This window comes from Pseudomonas sp. GW821-FHT03C07, assembly GCF_059420925.1.
In genome coordinates, this window is the sequence record NZ_JBWKUQ010000001.1 from 439,484 (window position 1) to 462,654 (window position 23,171).

Consider the following 23,171-nt stretch of genomic DNA (forward strand, 5'->3'; position numbering starts at 1 on the left):
TCCCAGCTGGCCGTCTATCAAGCTGTTCAAGTCAACAACTAGAGATCACAAATTCGCCTTTTTTCAGTGTTGACGATATCGACTTAAACCGCGCAGGAAGCCTTTGAAGAATGAATAGTCATCATCACCCGCTTGTGACCCCCCTCCCTTTATCCACTGCCCAGCGCGGGGTGTGGGTAGCACAGCGCATAGACCCGAGTAACCCTCGCTATAACTGTGCAGGGTACCTTGAGATTGTGGGTCCTGTTGATGTTGAGCTTTTTCAGCAGGCAATCGCCCTTGCCTTACAGGAGACAGAAGCGCTACGGGTACGATTCGTTGAGGAACAGGGTGAGCCCTGGCAGGTCATCGAACCACACGGCACTCAGCCACTGACGGTGATTGACCTGAGCGAACAGGCCGACGCTCAGCAAGCGGCCCAGTCCTGGATGAAGCGAGACCTGGGCACTGCCCAGGACCTCACTCACTCGCAACTGCACTTGCATGCGCTGTTCAAGCTGGGGCCCGAGCGCTCATTCTTTTACCTGCGCTATCACCATATCCTGATGGATGGCTACGGCCAGACGCTCTATTGGCGGCGGATCGGCGAAATATACAGTGCATTGTCGGCACAAAAGGAATGCCCCGTTTCCAACGCCTGCCCCTTGTCCGTGATCCTTGCAGACGAAGCCCAATATGAGGCGAGCGCCAAGCATGAAGAAGATCGACAGGCGTGGCTGGACAAACTGCAGCAACCGCCGGCCCCCCTGCAACTGTCCGAGAGCGTCACACTTTCCAACCGCGGCATGCGCCGTCTGAGTACGCCACTGCCAGCGCTGCTGGAAGCAGGCTTGCAAGCCCGGGCCAAGTCCATCGGGACACGCTGGTCGGTGCTGATCATTGCGGCCATAGCGATCTATATCCGCAAGCTGAGCAGCAGCAATGACCTGCTGCTCACGCTGCCGGTTTCAGCCCGGTTGAACGCCGCGGCGCGCTCAACACCCAGCATGCTGGCCAATGAACTGCCACTGCGCCTGAACGTGACCGCCCATTCGTCCTTCAAGGACCTGGTTCACGACGTCACACGTAACCTCGGCTTCGTTCTGGCCCACCAGCGTTATCGTGGCGAAGCCCTTCACCGGGATCAACAGCGTGGCGGTGCGCGCACTCGACTGAGCGGACCGGTGATCAACGTCATTTCGTTTGACCAGGACGTTCGCTTTGGTGACTGCGTGACGGTGCCGCATTACCTGTCGACCGGCCCGGTGGAGGATCTGCTGATCGGCTGTTATGGGCGAGCCGATGGCAGCGGGCTACAACTGTTTTTCGACGCCAATCCAGAGCGCCATAGCCAAATCGACCTGAAAGCGCACCAGGATCGTTTTCTGCAAGTATTGAACGCGCTCCTGGAGGCGGAACCCGACCTGCCCGTCCATGCGATCGATGGCCTGTTACCCGCTGAACACAGCCTGTTGGCGAAGTGGAATGCGACTGAACGTCCCTACGACCTGACTCGTAGCCTTGATGAACTCTGGGACGAACAAGCGCGGCGAACGCCTGATCGCATCGCGGTCACAGCGCCTGCCGGGACGCTCACCTATAGCGAGTTGCAAAGCGCCATCAACCGTTTGGCCGCTCATCTGGTCGCCTTGGGCGTGCAGCCCGGACAGCGCGTGGGGGTCTGCGACGTTCGTTCGCTGGAGATGGTGATTTCCCTGTTCGCCGTGCTTAAAACCGGTGCTGCTTACGTCCCACTCGATCCGGAACTGCCAACCGAGCGTCTGGCCTTTCAGATCGCGGACGCGCAATTGGTCATGGTCCTGACCCGCAGCACCCTGAGCAGCACCCTCGCGGGACTGCAGGGCAGTGACTGCACGATCCTGTGCGTGGATCGAACGTTGCCTGACTTGCCCCATCCGAACGCCCCCTTGAAGCACGTCACTCGACCGGAACAAGCCGCCTATGTGATCTACACATCGGGGTCGACCGGGCAACCCAAAGGTGTCGCGGTCCCCCATCAAGGGGTGGTGAATCGCATTCTTTGGATGCAAGAACAGTACTCGCTTCAAGCCGACGATTGCGTACTGCAAAAAACCCCCTTCACCTTTGATGTCTCGGTATGGGAATTTTTCTGGCCGCTGCTGTTCGGCTGCCAACTGGTCCTGGCCGAGCCGGGGGCCCACCGGGACCCGCGTCACATTGCCCAACTGATCCGTGACCACAGGGTGACCACCCTTCACTTCGTGCCCTCCATGCTTGATCTCTTTCTCGAAGAGCCCGACTTGTCAGATGCAAGTCCGTTACGTCGTGTGTTTTGCAGCGGCGAGGCGTTGCGCGCCGGCACCGTGAAAGCCTTCTTCGACACCTTCACGCCATCGACCGAAATCGCCTTGCACAACCTGTACGGTCCCACTGAGGCGTCCATCGACGTTACCCATTGGACCTGCTCCGCCGCCGATACGCAGGGCTCGGTACCGATTGGCTACCCCGTTGCCAATACCCAGTTGCATATCCTTGATGAAGCCAGGTGTCCAGTGCCGATCGGAACGGTGGGCGAGCTGTATATCGCTGGCGTACAGGTTGCCTTGGGCTACATCAACAGGCCGGAAATGAACGCCATGCGTTTCTTGCCCGATGCCAGCGGTCAGGGCCAGATCTACCGCACCGGTGACTTGGCGCGCTATCGTCGAGATGGCGCCATCGAATTCCTTGGCCGCCTGGATGACCAGGTCAAGATCCGCGGATTTCGTATCGAGCCCGGGGAAATTGAAAGCGTCTTGATGAGTCATCCCCGCGTCGCAGTGGCCGCCGTCACAGCCTGGCAGCCGCCGCGGGGAGAGCCCCGCCTGGTGGCCTATATCGTAAACACCGCCGGTGAGCCCCCGTCGACGAAAGAACTGGTCGAGCACCTGTCACTCAGCCTGCCTGAGTACATGGTTACGCAGCATTTTGTGTTCCTCGACGCATTGCCCCTTTCGCGCAATGGCAAGCTTGACCGTAGCGCGTTGCCGGCACCGCTGATCGAGCAAGCCCGCGCCGCGTTGCCCCTCGAGACGCCCGAGGAGCACCTGCTTGGCGCTATCTGGCAAAGCCTGCTGGGCATCGACTCGCCCGATCCCGAGCTGTCATTCTTTGCGCTGGGGGGCGACTCAATGCTCGCCATTCGCGCCCGTTCACTGGCCGAGCAGCAAGGTTACAGCTTCAACGTCCAAGACGTTTTCAACTTCCCGACCCTGCGCCAACTGGCCACACGCTTGCGGCCGTTCAACAAGGAAACACCGCTCACCCGTGCCCAACCTTTCGATCTGTTGCGCCCGCAGGATCGCTCGCGGCTGCCTTCCGGCCTGGTGGACGCTTATCCCTTGTCGGCGATGCAAGGCGGGATGATTTACCACGCGGAACTGGCCAGCGACAGCTCGGTCTACCGCGTGGTGACCAGCCTGCATATCGCGACCCGCCTTGATCAAGTGCTGCTGCGCAACGCCATCGACGCCACCGTGCAAAGGCACCCGGTACTCCGAACGCGCTTCGACCTTTCAACGTTCAGCGAACCGTTGCAGTTGGTGCAGGAGCACGCCACAGCGCCACTTGAAGTGATCGATACCCTGCTGGGGCAGTCTGCGGCGGCCATCGACAGGCACCTGGCAGCCTGGGTCGATAAAGCCAAACACCATCACTTCGAACTTTCCAACGCCTCGTTGATGGCCTTCACCGTTCACCTGCGCGAGCCCAATGCCTTCCAACTGTCGGTGATCGAGCACCACGTCATCCTCGACGGATGGAGCGATGCGGCGATGCTTGAGGAAATTGTCGAACGATATGCCGCGGCACTGGCAGGTCAGGACCTGTGGCTGCCTCAACTACCCTCGTCCTACCGCGACTTCGTGGCGGCCGAGCGCGAAGCCTTGCTTGACGAGTCGGCACGTGACTTCTGGCGCAGGAGCGTGGCAGGCAGCGATCCCACCCGCTTGCCACGTGCCAGTGACAAGCCCTTGGGCAAGAACGCCACTCGACACCAGGCGTTCGAAGTCAGCGTGGCGCCTGCACTGCTGGGCCAGTTGCAGCAATTGGCGCGTGCACAAGCTCTGCCCTTGAAAAGCTTGCTGGCGGCGGCGCACTTGGCGGTACAACGCCTGGTGGGCAACACCGAGCAGGTGGTTACCGGGATGGTGGTCAATGCCCGGTTGGAAGAGGATGGTGGGGATGCCGTACTGGGGGTGTTCCTCAATACGCTGCCACTGAGCGTCGATACCCGAGAGCAAAGCCTGCTCTCGTTGGCGCAACGCGCCTTCGCTTTCGAACGCGATGCCGCCCCCTACAGGCGCTTTCCCTTTACCGAAATACAACAACTGGCCGACGGCCTGCAGCTGGATAGCTATGTCAACTTCATTGATTTTCACAGCCTATGGAAACGCCGGGACGCAAACGGGGTACTGATTCGTCACGGCATCGGCGTGGCAGAGACCAACTACCCGTTGGCAGTGAACTTCCTGATTGATCCGGTCGAAGGTCATCTGCGGGCCTGGCTGGACTGCGACCTGAGTAGCCTGGATGAGGCGTTCTGCAACCGGCTTGCCGGTTATTACGCCAAAGCACTGAGCGCTTTGGTGCAACAGGGTGACCGCCGCATCACTGAGCTGGTACTGATGGAGCCGGCGGAATACGCCACCCTCGACGGCTGGAATCAGACGGTTGTCGACTTCGACGCAAGCGCTACCGTGCACAGCCTGTTCGAGCGCCAGGTGGACCTCACACCTGATGCCATCGCACTGGCCCACCGCGATAGCGAAATCAGCTACCTGGCACTCGATGCGCAAGCCAATCGCCTGGCTCACCATCTCATTGCAGGTGGGCTCAAGCCAGGCAGCCTGGTAGGCGTCAGCCTTTACCGGGGTATCGACATGGTGATGGCCATCCTCGCCGTGCTCAAGGCGGGCTGCGCCTATGTGCCACTTGATCCTGAGTATCCCTACCAGCGTCTCGCGTTCATTGCCGAAGACTCCGGCCTGGCAGCCCTGATCACGGAACGAAGCTGCCAGATTATCGACCGGGTCCAGCACAGCGTACTGATCGACCGCGACAAAACGGCCATCTTACAGCGCCCAAGCCAGCGTCCCGACCTGGAGCTGGAAGCCGAAGCCACGGCCTATGTGATCTACACGTCCGGCTCAACCGGCTTGCCCAAGGGCACGGTCATTCGTCATCGCAACGTCAGCAACTTTTTTGCAGGCATGGATCAACGTGTCGGCTGCAAGGCGCAAGACACCGTACTGGCGCTCACCAGCATGTCCTTTGACATCTCCGTACTGGAGCTGCTGTGGCCTCTGGCGCGAGGAGCCAAGGTGGTTATTGCCGGGGAGCGGATCATCCAGAACCTGGTACCGGATCCCCAGGCCGCGGTCCGCCCGCTTGGGCTGAGCCTGTTCTTCTTTTCGGCAGGTGCCGCCGATGATCAACGCCAGGAAGGTTATCGCCTGCTGATGGAGGGCGCAAAAGCAGCAGACGCCATGGGGCTGGAGGCCATTTGGACACCGGAACGGCACTTTCACCAGTTTGGCGGGCTCTACCCCAACCCTTCGGTCATGTCCGCCGCGCTGGCGGCAGTGACCCAGAGGATCGCCATACGCTGCGGCAGCATCGTGGCGCCCTTGCACGATACGCTGCGAATGGCCGAAGAGTGGTCGCTGGTCGACAACATCTCACAGGGGCGGGTTGGATTGGCCTTCGCTTCAGGCTGGAATGCCAATGACTTTGCCTTGGCGCCCCAGGCGTATGGCAATCGAAAACAGCAGATGCTTGAGCAAATCGATGAGTTCAAGCGTCTCTGGCGCGGCGAGTCGGTCGAGCGGATCAATGGCAACGGTGACCGTGTAGCCTTGCGCATTTTCCCACGGCCCGTGCAGTCGGAGCCCCCTCTGTGGCTGACCTCGGCCGGTGCTCTGGAAACCTTCGAGCGCGCGGGGGCCAGCGGCGCGAACCTGCTGACCCACCTTCTGGGTCAGGACATCGACGAACTGACGCGCAAGATCAGCACCTATCGCAACGCCCGAAAAGCGGCAGGGCATGCCAGCCCCGGACACGTGACGGTCATGGTGCACACTTACCTCGACGAAGACGCCGAACTGGCCCGCAGCAGAGCCCGCGGGCCCTTCAGAGAATACCTGCGTACGTCCACCGAGCTGTGGCGACTGTTGTTTTCCAGCATGGGGGTCGAGTACCCCGAAGTCATGACCGAGGAAGACATCGACTCGGTTCTGGATATGGCGGTTGATCGCTATTTCGACCGATCAGGCCTGTTCGGCTCGCCAGAATCGGTCAGTCCCACCTTGCGCGCCCTGGCCAGTGCCGGTGCGGATGAAGTGGCGTGCCTGGTGGACTTCGGCATTGCCACCGATGACGCGCTGCAAGGCATTGCGGCGCTGGGTCGGCTCAAGCAATTACACGATGCCCAAGTGGCCGATGCCAGGCATTGCTTCGCGCAGTTGTGCCGTCGGCATGCGGTGACACTGGTGCAAGGCACGCCTTCACTGATTGCCGCGGTCTGCGCCGAACCGCAAGCACTGGCGGCCCTGGAAAGCACCCGGGCAGTGCTGGTGGGAGGGGAAGCATTTCCCGCTGGACTGGCTGATCGTTTGTTGACCGCCCTGCCCCATACACGCCTGTTCAATATGTACGGCCCTACCGAAACCACCATCTGGTCGACCGTACACGAGTTGCCGCGCAACCAGCATGGCAGTCTGATCCCGATCGGCAAACCCATCGCCAACACCGAGGTGTTGATATTGGATGCCCAGATGCAGCGCCTACCCATCGGCGTGGCGGGTGAGCTCTGGATCGCAGGCGAAGGTGTGTCCGGAGTTTACCTTGGGCGTCCGGACCTGACCGCCGAACGTTTCCCTGCCCATCCGCAGGGTCGCGGGCAGATTTATCGCACAGGTGACCGGGCCCGTTGGCGGCCGGACGGCACCCTGGAGCTGCTCGGTCGGATCGACCGTCAGGTCAAGATCCTCGGGCACCGCATTGAACCGGATGAAGTGGAAAGTGTGCTGTCCCGGCATCCGGATGTGACTGCCGTGGCGGTCGTGCCCGTTGAAACCGCTAACGGTTACGAACTGATCGCCTATCTCTCCGTGCGGGCCAATCCGGCCGACGCGCTGGCGCAAGACAACCACGTGCTTCGCTGGGGCGATATCTGGGAAGGCGCCTACGCCGATCCACAGAGCGGCGTCAGCCATGTTCCAGGGAGTGAGTTTGCAGGCTGGGCAAGCAGTTACACCGGGCTCCCCATCCCGATCGACGAGATGCAAGAGTGGTTGGATCACACCGTCGCACACGTGCGCAACCTGCACCCTCGCTCACTGATTGATGTAGGGGTCGGAGTCGGCTTGCTGCTGCGCAACCTTGCGCCGTCGGTAGAGGCCTACCTGGGTATCGATGTGTCACAAACCGCCTTGACGGCCGCCAGGCAAAGCCTGTCGACGGTTGACCATGCCCACTGTCGGGTTGAACTCATCCATGGCGACGCGGGTGAGTTGTCTTCCGTCATCACCGGGGCGGCTGACACTGTGGTCATCAACTCGGTCATTCAGTACTTCCCGGACAGCGAATACCTGGAACGAGTAATGACCGAGGCCGCTCGAGTTGTCCGCCCTCACGGCCAGGTGTTTATCGGCGATGTACGCCATCTCGGCCTGTTGGAAGCCTTCCACGCCGCAGTCCAGTTGGAAAAGGCCGCGCCGCTGACAACCGCTGCCGAGCTGCTCAGCAACATCGCACGCCAGGTCAAGGAGGAAGGCGAGCTCTGCCTGGCGCCAAGTCACTTCATCGAACTGGCCAATCGGTTGGGTACCTTCGGCGAGACACGCATCGAGCTTAAGCGCGGTCATGCCATCAACGAACTGACCACGTTCAGATATGACGTGTCACTGATCGGTCACGCCAAACCGCAGCCGCGCGAACCGGGCATGAGCCGTGCCTGGGGCAGCTCCGCGCAGCCAGCGACCTTGGCCGCGCTGGAACAGTCGCTGTCCCGGATCGGCCAGGCGCCATTGACCATCACAGGCATCACCAATCTGCGACTGGTCAAGCCCCTGGCCCTGCTTCGCTTATTGGCCGACCTGCCGTCCAGCACCATTGCCTGGGAACTGCAGCGCCAATTGTGGCTGGTCGAGGATCCGCACGCGCTCAATCCAGAGGACATCGCCAGTCTGGCTGAACGCATGGGCCTGGAGGTCCGACTGCTGATGCACGAGCAAGAGCGGATGGATCTGTTCGATGCCCACTTCTCGCTACCCACGCCTCGCACCCAGCCCACGGAGCGAACGGATGTTCAGCCCACGGCCGTGTCCATGGAGCAAACCTCTTGAATACCTCGACACGTACAAACAACCCCCTCGCGTCCATTACTCAGTCGGCCGTGCGCACCCAGTTGCGTCAGTTTGCACGACAACACCTGCCGGCCGCGATGCTGCCCTCGCGTTTCGTACTGCTGGACGCATTACCCAAGCTGCCCAACGGCAAAGTGGATCGCAAACGCCTGCCGGCGTTCGAGCTGACCGATGATGGCCGCGCCGCTGGCGCACAGGTCTATCAGCCGCCAGGTACTGCGGATGAATTCCAACTGGTGCAGATCTGGCGCGACTTGCTGGGGGTCGACAAAATCGGCATCACCGACAGTTTTTTCGATTTAGGTGGCAACTCGCTCAGCGCGGTGCAAATGATGGCCCGGGTGCGTGAGGCCTTCGGCACCTCGCTCAGCTTGCGCCAACTGTTCGAGAAACCGACGGTGTCCGCGCTCGCCCAAATGCTTGATGTCTCGCGATCGGGAATTGCCGCATCGGCCTCCGGTGAGCGCAGCATGGCCCCTTCGGCCTTGATCGAAGAAGCCCTGCTACCTGTCGATATCGTACCCGTAGCGTTCACCCCCGGCCAACCCGCAACCCCCTACAACAGGCTGCTGTTGACCGGCGGAACCGGATACACCGGGGCCTTTCTGCTACGCGAGTTGCTGGATCGTTCGCAAGCCTGCATTGATGTGCTGGTTCGTGCCGCCGATACCGAGCAAGCCAATCTGCGCATTCGACAGAACATGGCCGAATACGGCTTATGGCGTGACGCCGATGCGCCTCGCCTGCACGGTATTGCCGCCGATATCGGCCGACCATGGTTCGGCCTGGACCGCGTGAGCTACAACGCATTGGCAGAGTCGGTCGATCTGGTGATTCATAATGGGGCCCTCTCCAACTATGCGCAGTCCTATTGGCAGCTCAAGCCCGTCAACGTACTGGGCACACTGGAAGTGCTGCGCTTCGCCTGCCATTCGCGGACCAAGCCGGTTCACCACATTTCATCTCTCGCGGTATTTCCGGTGCTCAGCGGCGAGCATCACTACAGCGAAGGCCCCTTGCATAGCCCCGAACACGTGCTCGGCGGCTACCAGCAAACCAAATGGGTGGCCGACCGCCTGGTCACCCAGGCCGGCGAGCGTGGCCTGCCGGTCTGCATCTATCGACCCGGCCAGATTTGTGGCTCGCAGAGCAGCGGCGCAGCCTCCAGCGATACCTTTCTCAATGCCGTCATCAAAGGCTGTATCCAGGCCGACGCCGCCCTGCCCTTCGACATCACCCTGGAGATGGTCCCCGTCGACTTCTGTGCCGCCGCCGTGGCCCACATCGCGCTCAATGGCCAACACCACGGACGCACGTTCCACCTGACAGGCGCTCGCCGCCTGCACTGGCAGGACGTGATCGACATGATCCGTGATTGTGGCTACCCCCTGCGGGAACTCTCCTACAAGGACTGGTACCGGGCAGTGGTCGGCGCGGTGGAGCGCGGCGAAGACAATGAATTGGCCAAGTACCTGATGCTGTTTGCCGAACATGAACCGTCGGCGGATGTCGGCCAGACCGGGGCGGCCTTGAGCTTCGACACCTCGCAGTTGGACGCGGCCCTTTCAGGATCCGGGATTCAGTGCAAGCCGCTGGACAGCGCAATGATGGCTAGCTACCTGGACTACTTCCAACGCAGCGGCTTTCTGAAAACGCTATCCGCCTTGTGAAACCCAACTGTCTCTCACCGCATATGAGCCGCCCCCTGGCGCGCGACTGGAGGATCTGAACATGGTCAATTTGCAAAACACGCCAAACGTACTGGAGCTGATGCGCCACCACGCCTTGACCCGGGCGGATCATGAGGCGGTCACACTGGTACAGGACGTCGAGAACGATGACGCGGTAACACTCAGCTATCGCCAGCTGGATAGCGCCGCCCGCGAATTGGCGGGCTGGTTACAGGCACGCTTCAATAGCGGCGAACGCATCCTGCTGCTGTACCCCGTGGGCCTGGATTTCACCGTCGCGTTCATGGCCTGCGTCTACGCCGGGATGATCGCGGTCCCGGCCCCACTGCCCGGGCAATACCGGCACGAGCGCCACCGAGTGAAATCGATTGCGGTCGATGCTGGAGTGAGCGCGATATTCACCGACCAGGACAACCTGGAAAAGGTGCAGACCTGGGGCAACGAGGAAGGCCTGAGCCACTGTACTTACCTGGCCACCGATCAACCTGTCGAGGCCGATGCCAGCTGGCAGGCGCCACGAATCGATCGCCAGACGGTGCTGCTGTTGCAATACACCTCGGGGTCAACCGGCGACCCCAAGGGCGTCATGATCACCCATCAGAACCTCTTGCATAACGTAGACAGCTACCGCCAGGCGCTCGGATTCGACGAGCACACCCGCTTCGGTGGCTGGATCCCCCTGTTCCACGATATGGGGCTGATGGCGCAGTTGTTGCCCGCGCTGTTCCTCGGCAGCAGCTGCGTACTGATGACTCCCCAGGCATTTGTGCTGCGCCCCTACAGCTGGCTGCGCATGATCGACAAACACGATATTCACTATTCGGCCGCGCCAAACTTCGCTTTCGATCTTTGCTGCCGGCGCGTGACCGACGAGCAATTGAGCCGGCTCGATCTCTCCCGTTGGGCCTTTGCCACCAATGGCTCCGAACCGATCCAGGCGGCGACCCTCAAAGGCTTCAGCACGCGCTTTGCGCTTGCCGGTTTCAATGCCGAAACCTTGTGCCCCTGCTACGGCATGGCCGAAGCGACAGTCTATGTGTCCGGTTATGGAAAACGCGGCCCGTTGATCCAGAATGTGGATCTCCAGGCGCTCGCCAACAAACGCTTCGAACTCGCCCGTGATGGCCAGCCTTCACGCCAACTGGTCAGTTGTGGTGTCCCGGTGGGGTTTGACGTTCGTATCGTATGTCCGTCTTCACACGTTGCATTGGCCGCCGACCAGTTCGGTGAGATCTGGCTACGCAGCGACAGTGTTTCACCCGGGTACTGGCACAAGGACGCGGCGACGCAAGCCACCTTCAACCTCACCACGGCCGACGGTGAGCGTGGCTTCATGCGTACGGGTGATCTGGGTGTGGTCCACCAGGGTGAGCTTTACGTCTGCGGCCGCATCAAGGAAATGCTCATCGTCCGGGGGCGTAACCTGTACCCCCAGGACATTGAGTTCGAATTGCGCCGCCATCATCCAGAATTGGCCAGTCGCCTGGGCTCCGCCTTTGGTGTGATGCTGGAGGGTGGTGAAGCGCTGGTGGTCACCCACGAAGTGCGCGGCCTGCCCGACACCGAGAAACTGATCAGCCTCAGTCAGGCCATTCGCGGCACCGTCATGCGCGAATTTGGTATTTACGCCGTGGGCGTAACGTTGCTGCGCTCAGGCAGCGTAAGGCGTACCACCAGCGGCAAAATCCAGCGTGGGGCAATGCGTGAGCTGTTTCTGGCCAATGAACTGCCGGCATTGTACGAATCCCTGGATGCCACCGTACAAGAGCTGCGCCTGATGCAAGCGAAGAACGGTCTCATTGCCCAGGACCTGGCAATGGCCGGTGAGTCGGCATGACCGCGCCAACCTCTTGTGCTGAATCGCTAAGCCCGGCAGCGGTGGGCGTGCCGTCGCCGGAACCAGCCGATCAGCAACTGACCCGGTTGCTCAAGGCCTCCCAACGGGACCGAGGTGCATTTGCCAGCGACGCATTAGCCGAACTGGACAGGCAAGAAACCTTTCCATCAGCCGCGTGCCAATTGCTCGATGATTTTGGCCTGCCCGCGTATTACGTTCCCCTGCAACACGGCGGAAAGCTGAACGACATGAGCGAGTTGATGCAGCTTTGGCGTGCGATCTCCCGTCACGACCTGACGGTCGCCATTGGCCATGGAAAAACCTTCCTGGGCTGTGTCTGCTATTGGCTGGCCGGAAGCCCGGATCAACAGTCTCGGGCGGCCAACGATGTTATCAATGGCAGCGTCTATGCCTGGGGGCTGACCGAGCGGTCCCATGGCAGCGATTTATTGGCCGGTGAGCTGACGGCTACGCAGCAAGATAATGGCTGGACACTGGAAGGTGAGAAATGGCTGATCAACAATGCCAGCCGAGGTCAGCTGATGTGCCTGCTGGCACGCACCTCGCCCACCGCAGGTTCGCGCGGGTACAGCCTGTTTGCGTTGGACAAGCGGCTGCAGCTGGGCACGGCTTTCAGCCTGTTGCCCAAGGTAAAAACCCATGGCATCCGTGGTGCGGACATCAGCGGCATAGCCCTTCACAACGCCTGGGTGCCCCGAGACGCCATGATTGGCGCCCCGGGCGCTGGTCTTGAAATCGTCCTCAAGGCCTTGCAACTGACCCGTACCGCGTGCGTCGGGCTGTCATTGGGCGCGGCGGATCAGGCATTTGAGATGACCGTGGCGTTCATGCGGACGCGTGCGCTCTACGACAGCCATCTGATCGATCTGCCTCTTGCCCGCGCCACCCTCGGCGAAGCGCTCGCCATGCATCTGTGCGCAGAACTGGTCGGGCTAACCGCCACCCGTAGCGTCCACGCATTGCCCGACGAGATGAGCGTGACCTCGGTGATCGCCAAGGCTTTTGTTCCCGGCACCGTGGAGAGCGTGATCAAGCAGTTGGGTGAAATGCTTGGGGCCAGGGCTTTTCTCGATCATGTGCATCATGACGGGATGTATCAGAAGCTTGAGCGCGATCACCGTATCGTGCCGATTTTCGATGGCAGCACGGTGGTTAATCGCAGCAGCCTGATCACTCAGTTCCCGCTCCTGGCCAGCGCCTGGAAACGGGCTCGGAACAGCCCCGCCGGTCTGGAAATCGTCTTGACCCCTGGCCTGGATCTCCCGGCGTTCAACCCCACACAGCTACAGTTGATTGCATTGCAAGGCTGCAGTGTCCTGCAGGGACTGCCCAAGGCTGCAGCCCGGATCACCGCGCTGGCGGCGGCGAAAAAAGTGCCTCAGACCGTGGCCAGCCAATGCCAGCGCCTGCTCGCTCGCGTTGAGGCGCTGTACCGCGAGCTCGACCAGTACGCCCCTACAACCGAGGGGATTCCAGACGCCGCCTTCGAATTGGCGCGCCAGTATGAACGTTGCTTCGCCGGCGCGGCTTGCCTTCAATTCTGGTTGTTCAATCACCCCCGCGACGACGGCCCCGCACTAAGGCGCAAGCCGCAGTGGCTGCAAGCGTGCCTCACCTGGGTACTGGGCACGCTGGGCGACAGGACAGCGGAAGAACACAACGCCTTTGAAGCACTGGCAGCGCTGCTGCTGGACCACTCGACGGAGTGGCCCGTTAACGGCATCTCCTTGCTGCGTGACACGCCAGAAGAGGCTCGCCCATGAACCCGACGCTAGAGCCAAACGATGTATCGCAACTCGAAGCCCTCCTGGGCGATCCATGGCAAGCCCTCAACAGCAGCGGTTTCAGTGCCATCATCGCTGCCGATGAGCGCCACGAAATGTTGGCAAGCGGAGAAACACTGCTGGATCAATACCAACTCAACGCTCAATTCGTACCGGTGGCGTTGGGTGGACGCCTGGCCAGCCTCAACCGGCTGATCGCGGTGATGCGCTGCATCTTCCGGCGAGATCCGAGCCTGGGGTTGGGATACGGTGCCAGTTCATTCCTCGCCGCCGTCAACGTGTGGACCGCTGGACACCCCACACAACAAGCCCGCGTGGCCGAGGTGCTGCTCAGCAACGGCAAGCTGGCGTGTGCTTATCATGAGCTCGAACACGGTAACGACATCTCCCGTGTCGAGTGCAGCGCCCAGCTCGGTCAGGAACGACTCACGCTTCAGGGCGGCAAGCAGGTGATCGCCAACGCCGCGAGGGCCCAGGCGCTGCTGGTCTATGCAAGGACCGCCAGCGGAACAGGCGGCAGAAGCCATTCACAAATACTGTTTGAGCGAACGGAGGCTTCAGCGGGGAGCCTGCTCGACCAGCCGCGCTACAGCACGTCAGGTATGCGCGGGATAGCGCTGGGTGGGGTCGAATTCAAGCACTGCGACCTCGCCATCGAAAACCTGGTCGGAAACCCGGGCCAAGGCTTGGAAACCACGCTCAAGGCCTTCCAACTGACCCGTGTCGCATTGCCGGGAATGTTCAGCGCCATCCTCGACACCGGCTTACGCCTGACGCTGAAACACTGTCGTGCGCGCAAGCTGTACAACAAGCCGGCCAGCGAGCTGCCACAGGTTCGCGCCCGATTGGCAGACAGTTTTGTTGATCTGCTTCTGTGCGACGCATTTGTCAGCGTTGCCGCCAATGCCGCCCATGTGGTCCCCGCAGAGCTGAATCTGTATGGCAGCGCCGTCAAGGCCCTGGTCCCTGCCGTCCTGGTCACGGCCATGGACTCATTGGCCAGTGTCCTGGGTGCGCACTCGTATGTGCGTGAAGGGGAAATGGCCATCTTTCAAAAACTGCTCCGTGATTTGCAACCGGTAGGTTTTGGGCATGCGGCGCGGATCAGTTGCCTGATGACATTGCTACCGCAACTCCCCATGCTGGCCAAGACCGGCTGGAACAATACGGCACCTGCTCCAGAAGGGCTCTTTGAGCTCGATTGGCAGCCGGCTCCATTACGTTTTGATCACCTGGCACTCTCCAGCGGCGGGCAGGATAGCCTGCTCGGGTTCTTGCAGACGCTCGAGACCAACGAGGTGTGCAAAGATCGTTGCGAAAGCGAGATCTTTCACCTGGTACGCCTGTTTGCCGACGAACTTCAGGCCCTTCGTAAACAATGTGCAGCCCTTCCCGCCCGGGAAACAACCGCGCGTGCGAGTCCGGAAAGCTTCCGCCTGGCCAGCCGCTACAGCGTTCTGCTGTGCGCCTCGGCCTGTCTGGGCCTATGGCAAACGCAGCAAAAGAACACCACCGATCCCTTCCTTGCTCAGCCGGCCTGGATCTTGGCCGTGCTGCTGCGCTTGGCTGCGCTTTCAGGGCTGACCCGTCAACGCATGTCCGCGGCACTGACTGAAACATTGCTCGACGAACTGATGCAGCGCTACCTGTCCCGGCAAAGCTTTGATCTGGCCCGACTGCCGCTGGCCGCGACGCCAGGTTGGCACTGACACCCGACATGCCATGAGCACTGTTCATTCCTCCACCAAAAAAGGATTTTTTCGATGTTGACGCAAACATGCCCCACGTTTTCCGCAGGTGAATTGAGTCGTTGGCTGGCTACTCGGATTGCCGATTACGTCAACCTTCCCCTGGAGGCCATTGAGCCAGACGTGCCGTTGAGCGAATACGGGCTCGACTCGGTCTACGCACTGACCCTGATAGGGGAAGTCGGCACCCACCTTGGCATGGCAGTCGACCCCACCGTGATCTGGGACTTTCCGACCCTGCGCACGCTGGCTCAAGCGTTGGCCAGCAACGCGAGCAGTTGCTGATGCAACCCCTCAAGGACGCAATGGAGAACACCATGGAAGCAACGCTGCACGACATTCCGACACAACGAATCTGCCCCTTCGATCCGCCACCCGAGTACCGGCACCTGCGCGTCGAGCAACCGATACTTCGCGTGAAAACACCCCGTGGCGACAGTACCTGGCTGGTCACCCGCTACAAGGACATTCGCGCAGTCCTGAGCGACAAACGCTTCAGTTCAGATCCCCGTCGACCAGGATTTCCTTCCTATCTGACAGGAGATATCGCCCCGCCTCCCGGGTTTTTCCTGTTGATGGATGACGCTGACCACAAGCGGCTGCGCGCCCTGATCGTCGGTGAGTTCATCGGACCTCAACTGGAAGCGCTGAACCCGCTGATGCAGAGTGTGGTCGCACGAAACATGGCAGCACTGAAGTCACTGGCGCCACCACAGGACTTGATTACAACCTTCGCCCTGCCGATAGCCGCTCAGGTGATCTGTGAACTGCTGGGCGTTCCGTACGCCGACCACGGTTTTGTTCAGGAGCGCACCGATACCATCCTCGACAGAAGCCGCTCCCCGGAAGAACAAGAAGCCGCCGTGGTCGAATTGATGGGGTATTTCGACCAGCAGGTGACCCTTAAGGAAAATGCTCCCGGAAACGACCTGATCGGCCGACTGATTCAGGACCCGGCACGCTACAGCCAAGTCAGTCACGATGAACTGGTCGGCCTGGCGGCGTTGCTCCTGCTCAGCGCCTACGACACGATGGCGCAAGTGATCGGGCTGGGGACCGTGGTCCTGCTTCAACAACCGGAGCAGTTGAACACGTTCCTGGAAGAACCGGCCTTGGCGGATAACTTCATTGACGAAATGGTCCGCTATCTCTCGGTCAACCATACCGGTCTGCCCCGGGTAGCGACCGCTGACGTCGAAATCGGCGGCCAGCTTATCCGGGCGGGCGAAGGCGTCGTGGTCATGCTCAACTCAGGTAATCGGGACGAACTGATCTACACCCAGCCCGACCAGATCGATATCCACCGCAAAGCCAGGAATCACCTGGGCTTTGGTCATGGTCTGCATAAGTGTATCGGCGCCCATTTCGCCCGTGCCGAGCTGAAAATCGTCTTTCGCAGCCTGTTCAAGCAGTTGCCGACCCTCGCATTGACCTGCCCCATCGACGCCCTGCCGTTTCGCCACGAAATGGTGCTGTATGGCCTGAAGCAACTGCCGATCACCTGGACCGATGGCGCTACCCGGCAACCGCCCACCGAGCCCGTCCATGGCTCATCTGCCCAGGTGCCGCCGAACGAAGCAACCCGGCGAGGCTGCCCCTACACCGGGAGCCCACTATGATCCATGTTCTGGCATTGTCCGGGAGTTTACGTGCCGCCTCGGTGAACACCGCACTGCTGCGCGCATGCGCTCGGCTTACCCCGACGGACATGAGCGTCACCTTGTTCGAGGCCATGGAGCAAATACCCTTGTTCAATCCGGACAATGAGGGACATGAAGGCGCGGCCGTGTTGTCACTGCGTGAAGCGCTGAAAAATGCCGATGCGGTCATTATTGCCAGTCCTGAATATGCCCATGGCGTAACAGGTGTCATCAAGAACGCGCTGGACTGGATCGTGGGCAGCGGCGAACTCGAGGCAAAACCCCTCGCCCTGCTCAACGCCTCGAAACGCCCTATTCATGCGCCCGCGGCGTTGCGGGAAACCCTGACCATCATGGGTGCGCAGGTGCTGGACTCAGGCTCCCCGACGTTATCACTCGCCAGCAATCAGGTGAGTGAGGAACAGGCCCTGGCCATGCCCGACGTCACCACGGCACTGCAAGACATGCTCTCGGCCCTGGCCCAAGCCATCGAGGCCAGGGTGCTTGAGTGCAACGCCCTCTGAGTGCCCCTGGCCCTCTTCGATCACTTCTGGTTCACCCAAGAGATAATGACCATGAGTCTCTCCACACAGACACCGTTACACACTAGACAGTCACGCCCGGCCTTGATGCTGCTGGCCATTCTGCTGGCAATCTTTGTCATCCCGACGTCGATTTCCGGCACGGCCGTCGCATTGCCGAATATCGCCATGCAACTCAAGCCCGAATTAACCACCTTGCAATGGGTGGTGACGGCATTCAACCTGACATTTGCCTGCTTCACGCTCGCCTGGGGCGCCGTGGCCGACATTATCGGGCGTAAATTAGCCTTTACGCTGGGGGCCCTTATTTATGCCGCGGGCGCGCTGATCAGCGCCACGGCGACAGACATCCTGGTCCTGGATTGCGCCCGCGCTGTTGCCGGTATCGGTGCCGCGGCGATTTTTGCCGCGGGTAGTGCCATATTGGCAACGGAATTCGACGCCGCCGCTCGACTGAAAGCGTTTGCCATGGCCGGCGCCGCGGTAGGGATCGGAGTGGGTATCGGCCCGACGCTCTCCGGGTTGCTGGTGGAGAACATTGGGTGGCGCGCCATTTTCTACGTGCATGCGGGCATCATTGGCGTAGTGATCGCCATTATTCCTGCGATGCGCCTGCAGGCCCCTCATTTCAGTAACGCACGCATCGACTACATCGGCATCGCGCTGTTTGTCCTGAGTGCATTGCTACTCGTCACCGGCATTGTGCAAGGCTCCCAGTGGGGCTGGAGCAGTCGCGAGACCCTTGGGTTGTTTGTCTTGTCCGTGGTTTCGTTCGCGGTCTTTATCCTCGTCGAGCGCTACCAGCGCCAGCCCATGCTGGATCTGTCGATTCTGCGTAACCGGCAGTTCGTTGGCTGGTGCCTGGCCACCGTCACCCCATCCTTCGGATTTTTCACCTTGCTCACCTACCTGCCCAGCTACTTGAGCTCGGTCGCTGGATACAGCGCGGGGACAACGGGCTTGGCCATGTTGTTACTGGCCTTGCCGTTGTTTATCTGCCCGGTGATTTCGGCAAAGCTGGTAGAGGCCGGCACCAAGGCCAAGAGCGTATTATTCGTGAGCCTTGGCGTTTTGATCCTGGGTGATATTTGCCTTCTATTCATCAGCACCGGCGCATCACTCCTTGCATTTGCCGGCCCCATGTTGCTCGTCGGCGCGGGAACCGGTCTGTGCGCAGGCTTGGCCGACGGCCAGGCATTAGGCAATGTCGCAGCGGAGAAGTCCGGCCTGGCGGCTGGTTTCTTGAACACGCTTCGCCTTGGCAGTGAAACCATCGCCATTGCCTTTTACGGCTCCTTGCTGGCGACCAATCTGCATAAGGTCATGAGCGCTGATTTGCCGGATTTTGCGACAGCACTGGATATCAAGCGACTGGCCAACACGGTTGCCACAGGCAATCTGACAACGCCGCTGCAGATGGTCGATGCCAGCCACGCCGAGCTGTTCCGCAGCTTCATGGACTCGAGTTACAACGCCTCCTTCCACAACGTTATGCTGGTGCTCATCGGCATCTGCATCCTCCTGTCCATCGTCATTATCAAACTCCTCAGCCCAGCAGAAAACACTAAGCCTCGCTTGGCCGCAGTGTCTGATCAAGCCTAGGATACTGTCCCCATGGTTTGCATTGCAGAATGCGTACGCTGATGCTCATTCAAACGCCCTGTCTCGTCCTGAATCATGCCGCACAGGACGTCGGCGCGATGCCTTCGAAGCCGGGTTTCCACGGCATCTGCAGCAACGATTGATTACGGCGCAATACCGAACTGCACATCGTTCTCCACACCGCTAAGCATCGAGGCGGCAACGTTCGCGTTGCCAGCCTCTTTGATTTCCAAAAACTCAAAACTCACCACCCCTGCCCCTCAAACCGATATTTCTGCGCGGTCGATATGCGGCCCCCACTGAGGCGATTGGTAGGGAGCTGTCGCTTGACAGAAAACCAACCTACTAGTAGGTTTACCCCATCTCACGGCCTGTTGGCTGACTCAAACCCCTCTCACGGGGCCGAGTATATCCAGCGTTGCTCGGCAACTTTAATGGAATTGTTTATGAACACAGAACTGTCTCCGAAGGCAACCGAGATTGCCGAGTATGCCCAGTCATTGCTGGCAGTCGGGGGCTACAACAGCTTCAGTTATGCTGATATCGCTGATCGGGTGCGTATCACCAAGGCGACCATTCATCACCATTTTCCCAACAAGGCTGAGCTGGTTCGAGTGGTGGTCGCGCGGTATCGCGAGCAAGCGCGGGAAAGCTTGGCGGCGCTCAACCGACAGATCGCCGATCCATTGGCACAGCTCAATACCTATGTCGATTACTGGTCCACGTGTATCCGTAGTGGCAGCTCGCCGTTCTGTATTTGCGCGATGCTGGCCGTCGAACTGCCGACGCTTCCTGAAGAAGTCGCGGCCGAAGTTCGCGGGCATTTTCAGGACCTGACTAATTGGCTCACATCGGTCCTCGAAAAGGGCGCCGCCACGGGGCAGTTTCAATTGCAGGGCAGCCCCACTATCGAGGCAAAGGCTTTCATGGCTAGCGTACATGGAGCAATGCTGGCCGCGCGAGGGTTCGGTGATCCCGATACCTTCAAGACGCTTGTTCAATTGTCCATCAGCAGGCTGACTTCGGCTCGCTGAGCCGTATTGAGAAGACCGGTGCAGACCGGTCTTTTTTTCACCTTCACAACCAACCAACTAGTAGAGAGACATTCCATGACTCACCCTATATCGCCTTTAGGCGCGATCCATACCGTTATCAGCCTGGTCCCCTTGATTGCTGGCGCCTACAGTTTTATCCGCTACTACAAGATCGACCCGAAGACGCGCTCCGGCAGTGTCTACCTGATCAGTTTGATGCTCTCGGTCGCCACGTCCTTCGGGGTCTCCAGCACCGGTGGCTTAAATGCCGGGCATGGGTTTGGCCTTTTTGTACTTTTTGCCGCCTTCGCAGGTGCATACGCGCCAGCCTTGAGTTTCCTGGGGCGAGCCCGCCCGTATTTGAGTACATTCGGGCTGTCGTTCAGTTTCTTGTTGTCATTCGTGCCTGGCACCAATGAAACCCTGACCCGATTGCCCATCTCGCAGCCGCTGGCCGATCATCCGATGGCGCCTGTGGTGCTGACCACACTAGCGGTTTGGTTAGGCCTCTTCATCGTGGGATTTTCCGCGCAATGTTGGCGGATCTATTCGCATAACAAGGCTTTGGTACGTACATAAACCGGGATCACCAGGCGGCTATGCCTGCGTTCGACACCGATTGGCGGCAAGGAAAATTCGTGACGCGGTGCGGCAGCCGCGCACGAAGATCGGCAAATCGCGTCGTGCGCTGCCTACGTTTATCTACGCGCAAAAAGCATCGCCATTTCCTACAATTAGCCCGGAAGCAACTGGCTATCTCACCCCATTGAGAAGGAGACACCATAAGTAGATCAATAGCTGTGTTTGACGCTCTGTCAGCCATCGACGCGTCGCCGGAAAAAACCAGAGCCGCTTAGAGGCTTGGGAGGCCGAAGTGCAAAACCTGACATCAAAATCCGCTCTGACACGAACAGAGAAACAACGGGTCCAAAAGACCGAAGATCTGGGTCGAGAGCTGCGGGGCTCGATCAGGGACCTGCGCACTGAAATCAAAGATCTCAGCGACTCGGTCAAAGCCCAAAGTGCACAGATAAGCGCTCTAGGCCTAGCCTCTGCTAATCAGGGAAACGAGCTGCGTACTGAAATCAGAGAGCAAGGCAATGAATTTCGCTCGGCGATGGAAAAACAAAGCAATGAGCTTCGTAGCAAAATAGGAGAGCAAGGCAACGAATTTCGCTCGGCAATAGAAAAACAAAGCAACGAGCTACGTGCCGAAATAAGAGAGCAAGGCAACGAATTTCGCTCGGCGATGGAAAAACAAAGCAATGAGCTTCGTGCCGAAATAAGAGAGCAAGGCAGCGAATTTCGCTCGGCGATGGAAAAACAAAGCAATGAGCTTCGTGCCGAAATAAGAGAGCAAGGCAGCGAATTTCGCCTTGCAATGGAAAAACAGAGCCATGAGTTCTGGATGGCGATGGAAAAGCAAAGCAATGCGCTTCGTAGCGAAACCAAGACCCAGGGCGTCGAGCTACGGGTTGCAATCAAAGAGCAGGAAACTGCGATGAATAAAATGGGGGAGAAACATGACAATGCTCTCCAACTGCTCGCCGTCAAACTAGAAGCTTCCAACAAAGAGGTCGAATCGAAATTCAAGCTCGTGTACTGGCAGCTCGGTATTATCCTCGTCACTGTGGCGCTTCCACTGACCAAAACAGCCTTCGACTACATCGTAGGCAAATAGCGTTTGTTGATCGCACCAGCGTGTGAGAACAAAAACGTATTGCGCTAGCCTTACCCTTGCCTGCAAGCGCCACTGCGATGCAGGCACAAATAGAAGCCCTCCTCCACGACCTACGAAACCCGTCAAGCCATGCAGCGTGCTGCTCATGCGCTCTTCAGGGACCTGAGCACCCCCTCTCCTGGCGCCTGGCAAAGAATGATCGATTCACGCAAAAACACAAAAATCACCATCCGCTAAAAATCCAATTAATGATTTTTTCAGTCACTACCCCTTGCCAATTACGATCACTTCAATCACTCTCGTGCCAATTATAACAAAACGAGAGACCCTCTTCATGAAATTCCACGGCATCGTTCCCGCCTTAGTCACCCCGTTTACCGCAGACCAGCGTTTGGACGAAAAGGCCCTGCGCGGCCTGGTCGAAAGCCTGATCGAAGCCGGAGTTCATGGCCTGTTCGTGCTGGGCACCAACGGCGAATTTTTTGCCCTGTCCGATGAAGAAAAACTCGAAATTGTCCGCATCACCCTCGACGCCTCGGCGGGCCGTCTGCCGGTCATGGTCGGTACCGGGGCGTTCAGCACCCGCGAAGTGATTGAAATGAACAAACGCGTCGAAGGCATGGGCGCCGACGCGTTGTCCGTCATCACCCCGTACTTCAATGCCGTCAGCCAAGCGGAACTGATCAAGCACTACGAGGCCATCGGCGACGCCACCTCGTTGCCGGTGATGATGTATAACATTCCGGCCAAGACCGGCATGTCCATCGGCATCGGTGCCGTGGCCACTCTGTCCCGCCACCCACAGATCAAAGGCATCAAGGACAGCGCCGGCAACTTCGACAACCTGGTGCAGATGATCAAATATCGCAGTGACGACTTCGCGGTATTCGCCGGCACCGACTCCTTGATCTACTGGAACCTGCTCGCCGGCGGCGACGGGGCCGTGGCCGCCACCGCCAACGCCGTGCCCCATGTGGTCATGTCCATCTGGAACCACTTCCAGGCCGGCAACCATGAAGCCGCCAAAGCCGCCCAGGAACTGCTGCGTCCGCTGCGCGATGCCTTCGCCCTGGGCACCATGCCCTCGGTGCTGAAAAAAGCCACCGAGCTGCTGAACGTGCCGGTCGGCCCTTGCCGCGCCCCGGTTGCGCCCCTCGATGCGGCGACCTCGCAAAAACTCGAAGAGATCCTGGCTGTTTACCGCCAAAACGCCTGAGGGGCTGAC

The 23,171-nt window shown here is 59.8% G+C and carries 13 protein-coding genes; all 13 read left to right on the plus strand.

The window, feature by feature from the left end:
• The first annotated feature begins 110 nt into the window (after nucleotides 1–110).
• The 13 genes from AC07VG_RS01890 to dapA all read left to right on the plus strand — a co-directional run bounded on the left by AC07VG_RS01890 (nucleotide 111) and on the right by dapA (nucleotide 23,162).
• On the plus strand, nucleotides 111–8,345 hold the full coding sequence (locus tag AC07VG_RS01890) for an amino acid adenylation domain-containing protein (RefSeq protein WP_495020357.1): 8,235 nt from the start codon (nucleotides 111–113) through the stop codon (nucleotides 8,343–8,345).
• A complete protein-coding gene (locus AC07VG_RS01895) occupies nucleotides 8,342–10,036 on the plus strand; it encodes a thioester reductase domain-containing protein (RefSeq protein WP_495000454.1) in 1,695 nt (564 codons plus the stop codon). Before AC07VG_RS01890 ends, AC07VG_RS01895 begins: the two co-directional genes overlap by 4 nt.
• Before the next feature lie 61 nt (nucleotides 10,037–10,097).
• Nucleotides 10,098–11,894: a fatty acyl-AMP ligase gene (locus tag AC07VG_RS01900; protein WP_495000453.1), complete on the plus strand. Its 1,797-nt coding sequence runs from the start codon at nucleotides 10,098–10,100 to the stop codon at nucleotides 11,892–11,894.
• Between the two features lie 86 nt (nucleotides 11,895–11,980).
• Nucleotides 11,981–13,678, plus strand: coding sequence for an acyl-CoA dehydrogenase family protein (locus AC07VG_RS01905; RefSeq protein WP_495000452.1), 1,698 nt, complete (start codon nucleotides 11,981–11,983; stop codon nucleotides 13,676–13,678).
• Nucleotides 13,679–13,860: 182 nt separating this feature from the next.
• Nucleotides 13,861–15,408 carry an acyl-CoA dehydrogenase family protein gene (locus tag AC07VG_RS01910; RefSeq protein ID WP_495020358.1) on the plus strand — a complete coding sequence of 516 codons (1,548 nt, stop codon included), beginning with the start codon at nucleotides 13,861–13,863 and terminating at the stop codon, nucleotides 15,406–15,408.
• Between the two features lie 54 nt (nucleotides 15,409–15,462).
• A complete protein-coding gene (locus AC07VG_RS01915) occupies nucleotides 15,463–15,732 on the plus strand; it encodes an acyl carrier protein (protein ID WP_495000450.1) in 270 nt (89 codons plus the stop codon).
• Between the two features lie 32 nt (nucleotides 15,733–15,764).
• Nucleotides 15,765–17,066, plus strand: a complete 1,302-nt coding sequence (locus AC07VG_RS01920; protein WP_495000449.1) for a cytochrome P450 — start codon at nucleotides 15,765–15,767, stop codon at nucleotides 17,064–17,066.
• Nucleotides 17,063–17,611, plus strand: coding sequence for an NADPH-dependent FMN reductase (locus AC07VG_RS01925; protein ID WP_495000448.1), 549 nt, complete (start codon nucleotides 17,063–17,065; stop codon nucleotides 17,609–17,611). The genes AC07VG_RS01920 and AC07VG_RS01925 overlap by 4 nt, the downstream gene beginning before the upstream one ends.
• Nucleotides 17,612–17,716: 105 nt before the next feature.
• Nucleotides 17,717–19,231 (plus strand): MFS transporter, encoded by a 1,515-nt coding sequence (locus AC07VG_RS01930; RefSeq protein ID WP_495020359.1) that lies wholly within the window; start codon nucleotides 17,717–17,719, stop codon nucleotides 19,229–19,231.
• A 446-nt stretch (nucleotides 19,232–19,677) separates the two neighbouring features.
• Nucleotides 19,678–20,265, plus strand: a complete 588-nt coding sequence (locus AC07VG_RS01935; protein ID WP_495000446.1) for a TetR/AcrR family transcriptional regulator — start codon at nucleotides 19,678–19,680, stop codon at nucleotides 20,263–20,265.
• A 75-nt stretch (nucleotides 20,266–20,340) separates the two neighbouring features.
• Nucleotides 20,341–20,844, plus strand: a complete 504-nt coding sequence (locus tag AC07VG_RS01940) for a hypothetical protein (RefSeq protein WP_495020360.1) — start codon at nucleotides 20,341–20,343, stop codon at nucleotides 20,842–20,844.
• A gap of 295 nt (nucleotides 20,845–21,139) precedes the next feature.
• Entirely contained in the window at nucleotides 21,140–21,946 is an 807-nt protein-coding gene (locus tag AC07VG_RS01945; RefSeq protein ID WP_495020361.1) for a hypothetical protein, read from the plus strand.
• Between the two features lie 334 nt (nucleotides 21,947–22,280).
• Nucleotides 22,281–23,162, plus strand: a complete 882-nt coding sequence (gene dapA / locus AC07VG_RS01950) for a 4-hydroxy-tetrahydrodipicolinate synthase (RefSeq protein ID WP_495020362.1) — start codon at nucleotides 22,281–22,283, stop codon at nucleotides 23,160–23,162.
• Nucleotides 23,163–23,171: the final 9 nt, after the last annotated feature.